A 5,017-nucleotide genomic window follows, 5' to 3' on the forward strand; every position below is an offset into this window, starting at 1 on the left:
GTCAAATGTTCGGTGACTGTCGAAATATCAGACATCGAATTCGGAACCTGGTGCGCTCCTGAAACAAGTAGAAACATCTGGCCGATGAAAGGTTTTTCATCCATTCACGCCATGATTAACGGTGGCCACCGTGAAATCCACCGCCATGATATCCACCGCCGTGATAGCCGTGACCACCATAGTAATAGGAGCGATAACCACCGTAGTAACGTGGGCTGTAATAGCCGCCGTGGTAATAAGGCGAGTAGTAACCGGGATAGTAATAAGGTGCCGCGTAGTCGTCGGCAGGACCGTCGTAGTAGTAGCAGCCAGACAATCCAAAACCGAGCACTGCACCAAACAACAATCGACGCAACATGACGGCCTCCGTGAAGACCCGTGACAGCAGTCGGCACAGACCGGCTGACACCTTTTTTGACTGGTAAATCTCTGCCAAGTGCAACGCCGCATCCACCTTCTGATCAGCGGCGGATACGTTCCAATGCGGTGCACCTGCGCACCATCACAAGGCAGCCTGCCCTCCCGATCAAAACCGCCGACCACCCCGTCCCCCACGCTAGAGCGCTCGGAGCAACTTGGCACGTCTCTCGCTTTAGCGCACTTGTTCCAAAAAAATGTGCAGGCGTCACCACAGGTTCGCGGCACCACAATTTGCAATGGCTGACTAGGGTTCCGGCTCGCAATCGCGAGTGACTGGTCCGAGAGTTGGCGACCTCCAGTTGAGGTTACACGGCGGGACAAAAGCCCGGGAGACAAGCCACCGTTCGCGGTGCCGCTGCCTTCCTGTCCGTCCCTGATCAACTGGAGAACCACCATGTCCCAACTTCGTTTACCCGCCCTGCTCGCCGCTGCGTTCGCAGCCCTCGTGAGCTTCTCGTCCCAGGCCGCCCAGAAAGATCACTTCAGCGTGTGCTGGACGATCTACGCCGGCTGGATGCCGTGGGAATATGCCGGCAGCCAGGGCATCGTCGATAAATGGGCGAAAAAGTACGGCATCAAGATCGACGTGGTGCAACTCAATGACTACGTCGAATCCATCAACCAGTACACCGCCGGCCAATTCGACGGCTGCACCATGACCAACATGGACGCGCTGACCATTCCGGCCGCCGGCGGCGTCGACAGCACTGCGCTGATCGTCAGCGATTTCTCCAACGGCAACGACGGCATCGTGCTCAAGGGCGAAGGCAAAAAAGTCGCCGACCTCAAGGGCATGGACGTCAACCTGGTGGAGCTGTCGGTGTCCCATTACCTGCTGGCCCGGGCTCTGGATTCGGTGGACCTCACCGAGAAAGACCTGAAAGTGGTCAACACCTCCGACGCCGATATCTCGGCCGCCTTCAACACCGATCAGGTCAACGCCGTTACCACCTGGAACCCGATGCTCTCGGACATCAAGGCCAAGCCTGCCGTGACCGAGGTGTTCAACTCCAGCCAGATCCCCGGCGAAATCATGGACATGATGGTGCTCAACAGCGCCACCCTCAAAGACAACCCGGCCCTGGGCAAGGCATTGACTGGCGCCTGGTTCGAAGTGGTCGAGTTGATGAGCGCGAAAAACGCCGCCAGCAAAGCCGCGCTGGAACATATGGCCAAAGCCTCGGGCACTGACCTGGCGGGTTTCCAGGCACAACTGGACACCACCAGGCTGTTCGCCACGCCCAAGGAAGCCCTGGCGTTCAGCACCAGCAAGCAACTGCCGGAAACCATGCGCAAGGTCGCCGAGTTCTCGTTCCAGCACGGCTTGCTCGGTGAAGGCGCCAAAGACACCAGCGCGGTCGGCATGGCCTTCGCCAACGGCGTGACCAGCGGCGACAAGGGCAACCTCAAGCTGCGCTTCGACCCGAGTTACGTGCAGATGGCCGCCGACGCCAAGCTGTAATCAGGAGAACCGGCCATGCGTCTGATCAACCATCACCCGGACCGCCCGAGTCGCCTGCTGTTGGTGATCCTGCCGTTCGCCCTGGTGCTGTTCGCCTACTTCACGGGCTCGGCCGAGCGACTGGCGGACAACCCCAACGACAAGCTGCTGCCCAGCGCCGTGCAGATGACCGATGCGGTGAAACGCCTGGCGTTCGTGGCCGACACCCGCACCGGCGAATACCTGCTGTGGCAAGACACGGCGTCCAGCCTGCAACGCCTGGCCATTGGCCTGGGCATCAGCGCCCTGGCCGGGCTGTGCCTGGGCATCGCCGCCGGTACCCTGCCGTTGTTCGGTGCGCCGTTGTCACCCTTGCTGACCGTGCTGTCGATGGTGCCACCGCTGGCGATCCTGCCAATCCTGTTCATCGTCTTCGGTTTGGGTGAGTTGTCGAAAGTGATGCTGATCGTGATCGGCATTACTCCGGCGCTGGCCCGGGACCTGGAACAGCGCGCCCGGGAAATTCCCGTGGAACTGCTGATCAAGGCCCAGACCCTCGGCGCGTCTACCTGGACCCTGATGCTGCGGGTGGTGCTGCCGCAACTGCTGCCACGGTTGTTGATTTCGCTGCGACTGATGCTCGGCTCGGCATGGCTGTTCCTGATTGCCGCCGAAGCCATCGCCTCCACCGACGGCCTYGGCTACCGGATTTTCCTGGTGCGCCGCTACCTGGCGATGGACGTGATTTTGCCCTACGTGGTGTGGATCACCCTGCTCGCCTGGCTGATGGATTGGGGCCTCAAGTACCTCACCCGCCGTGCCTTTCCCTGGTATGAAGGGGCCGCAAAATGAGTTTCATCACCGTTAAAAACGTCTGGCAGCAATACGCCGATCAAGTGGTGCTTGAAGGCCTGAACCTGAACGTCAACGAAGGTGAGTTCTGCACCCTCGTGGGTGCCTCCGGTTGCGGCAAATCGACCTTCCTGCGCCTGCTGCTCGGCCAGGAACGCGCCAGTCGCGGCGAGATCCTGCTCGACGGCCAGCCCTTGGCCGCAGAGCCGGACGCCAGCCGTGGCGTGGTATTCCAGCGCTACTCGGTGTTCCCGCATCTGAGCGTACTGGACAACGTCGCTCTCGGCCTTGAACTGCCTCGTTCGCGTTTGCTTGGACGCCTGTTTGGCAGCGCGAAAAAAGAGGCCCGCGAACAGGCTTCGGTGCTGCTGCACAAAGTCGGCCTGGGCCACTCGCTGGACAAGTACCCGGCGCAGCTCTCCGGCGGCATGCAACAACGGCTGGCCATCGCCCAGGCGCTGATCATGAAGCCGCGGGTGTTGCTGCTCGACGAACCTTTCGGCGCCCTCGACCCGGGCATCCGCAAAGACATGCACGCCTTGCTCCTGGAGTTGTGGCGCGAGACCCGACTGACAGTGTTCATGGTCACCCATGACCTGTCCGAAGGCTTCAGCCTCGGCACCCGCTTGCTGGTGTTCGACAAGGTCCGTCTCGACCCGCATGCACCCGGCCGCTATGGCGCACGCATCACCTACGACATCCCTTTGAACAGCGACCGCCGCACCCACCGTGCCGCCGTCGACGCCCTGCCAGTGCAACTGGCGGGCTCACTTCGAACCGCTTGAGAGGGTTTTGCCCATGACTGATTCGACCCGACTGTTCCCGCCCTTCGCCGAGGAAATGCTCCCCGGCGGCAGCCATCGTTCCTTCGTGCTCAAGCGCGGCCAACTGCTGCGCCTGACCGACCTGYGCGGCGGCGCCAACGTCAGCCTGACGTTGCTTAACGCCAATGAAAAAACCGAGCGCTTGAACCTGCCCGACAGCCTCAAATGCCAACACACCGCCAAGCTCACCGCCGGCCACTACCTGTACTCGGACATGGGCCGCGTGCTGGCCGCCATCACCGCCGACACCTGCGGCTGGAGCGACAGCCTGGGCGGCGTGCTCTGCGCTGAAGAAGTGACAGAAAAGTACGGCGCCGGCCGCTATCAGGAATTGCGCAACGGCTTCTTCCGCAATGGCACCGACAACCTGTTGGTGGAACTGGGCAAGTGGGGGCTGGGCCTGTCCGAGCTGCTGATGACCCTCAACCTGTTCAGCCGCGTGAACGTCGATGACACCGGGCGTTTCCACTTCGTCGAAGGCAATTCCAAGGCTGGCGACTACATCGAGTTGTACGCGCCGATGGACACCCTGGTGGTACTCACCGCCCTGCAGCACCCGATGGATCCGTCGCCGCAATACGCACCGAAGCCCTTGAAGCTCAGCTGGATGAACGCCGACGCCAGCGTCGCCGAACACTGCCGCACCTCGCGCCCGGAAAACGAGCGTGGATTCATCAACACCGACCGTTTGTTCGCCTGAGGATCGCTGCCATGTCACTCGCAATCGCCACCGCTCCACAGTCGCCTGAAACGGCCGTCTACCGCGCCACCATCCCCGCCGGAGAGCCCTGGCTGATGGAGGTCAAGGCCGGCCAGACTTTGCGCATTCTCGACCTGGAGGGTAACCAGGCTGTCGACACCCTGTTCTACAGCGTTGCCAACCCGAAGGAACGCTACGACGTGCAGCGCACCCTGCGCCGGCAGAACAGCGTGTACCTGAGCACCGGCAGCGTGCTGTATTCCAACCTCGGCAAGCCGATGCTGACCATCGTTGCCGACACTTGCGGGCGTCACGACACCCTGGGTGGCGCCTGTGCGCAAGAGAGCAACACCGTGCGCTACGCCCTGGAAAAACGCTACATGCACAGCTGCCGCGACAACTACCTGCGCGCCTGTGCTCACGATGGCCGCCTGGGCAAGGGCGACATCGGGCCGAACATCAACTTCTTCATGAACGTGCCGGTCACCGCCGACGGTGGCCTGACCTTCGAAGACGGCATCTCGGCACCGGGCAAGTACGTCGACCTGCGGGCCGAGATGGACGTGATCGTGCTGATCTCCAACTGCCCGCAACTGAACAACCCGTGCAACGCCTACAACCCCACCCCTGCGGAGCTGCTGGTATGGAACTGAAACTTTCGCGGTTGCGCCGCTGGTTGTTTGCCTTGTGCCAGGCCCGTTCGGGGCAGTGCCTCAAACAGTAAAAACACTGAATAACCCTGTGGGAGCGAGCTTGCTCGCGATAGCGGTGTGTCAGTCA

6 protein-coding genes and 1 riboswitch are annotated in these 5,017 nt (G+C 61.6%); of the genes, 5 read left to right on the forward strand and 1 reads right to left on the reverse strand.

The features are described 5' to 3' along the window. Positions 1-115: 115 nt before the first annotated feature. A complete protein-coding gene (locus tag AC1DVH_RS25785; RefSeq protein WP_477756183.1) occupies positions 116-358 on the reverse strand; it encodes a hypothetical protein in 243 nt (80 codons plus the stop codon). A gap of 295 nt (positions 359-653) precedes the next feature. Further along, a riboswitch (guanidine-I (ykkC/yxkD leader) is annotated at positions 654-754 on the forward strand. A 60-nt stretch (positions 755-814) separates the two neighbouring features. On the opposite strand from AC1DVH_RS25785, the gene AC1DVH_RS25790 reads away from it, so the two are divergent. From AC1DVH_RS25790 to AC1DVH_RS25810, 5 genes are read left to right on the forward strand one after another with little or no spacing between them, the layout of a single operon-like run. After that, on the forward strand, positions 815-1,882 hold the full coding sequence (locus AC1DVH_RS25790) for a putative urea ABC transporter substrate-binding protein (protein WP_477756184.1): 1,068 nt from the start codon (positions 815-817) through the stop codon (positions 1,880-1,882). Between the two features lie 15 nt (positions 1,883-1,897). Further along, positions 1,898-2,713: an ABC transporter permease gene (locus AC1DVH_RS25795; protein WP_477756185.1), complete on the forward strand. Its 816-nt coding sequence runs from the start codon at positions 1,898-1,900 to the stop codon at positions 2,711-2,713. Next, on the forward strand, positions 2,710-3,498 hold the full coding sequence (locus AC1DVH_RS25800; protein ID WP_477756186.1) for an ABC transporter ATP-binding protein: 789 nt from the start codon (positions 2,710-2,712) through the stop codon (positions 3,496-3,498). Before AC1DVH_RS25795 ends, AC1DVH_RS25800 begins: the two co-directional genes overlap by 4 nt. 13 nt (positions 3,499-3,511) lie before the next feature. Further along, positions 3,512-4,237 carry an urea amidolyase associated protein UAAP1 gene (locus AC1DVH_RS25805; protein WP_477756187.1) on the forward strand — a complete coding sequence of 242 codons (726 nt, stop codon included), beginning with the start codon at positions 3,512-3,514 and terminating at the stop codon, positions 4,235-4,237. An 11-nt stretch (positions 4,238-4,248) separates the two neighbouring features. After that, entirely contained in the window at positions 4,249-4,890 is a 642-nt protein-coding gene (locus AC1DVH_RS25810; protein ID WP_108216808.1) for an urea amidolyase associated protein UAAP2, read from the forward strand. Positions 4,891-5,017: the final 127 nt, after the last annotated feature.

This window comes from Pseudomonas sp. P4_C3 (assembly GCF_056402075.1).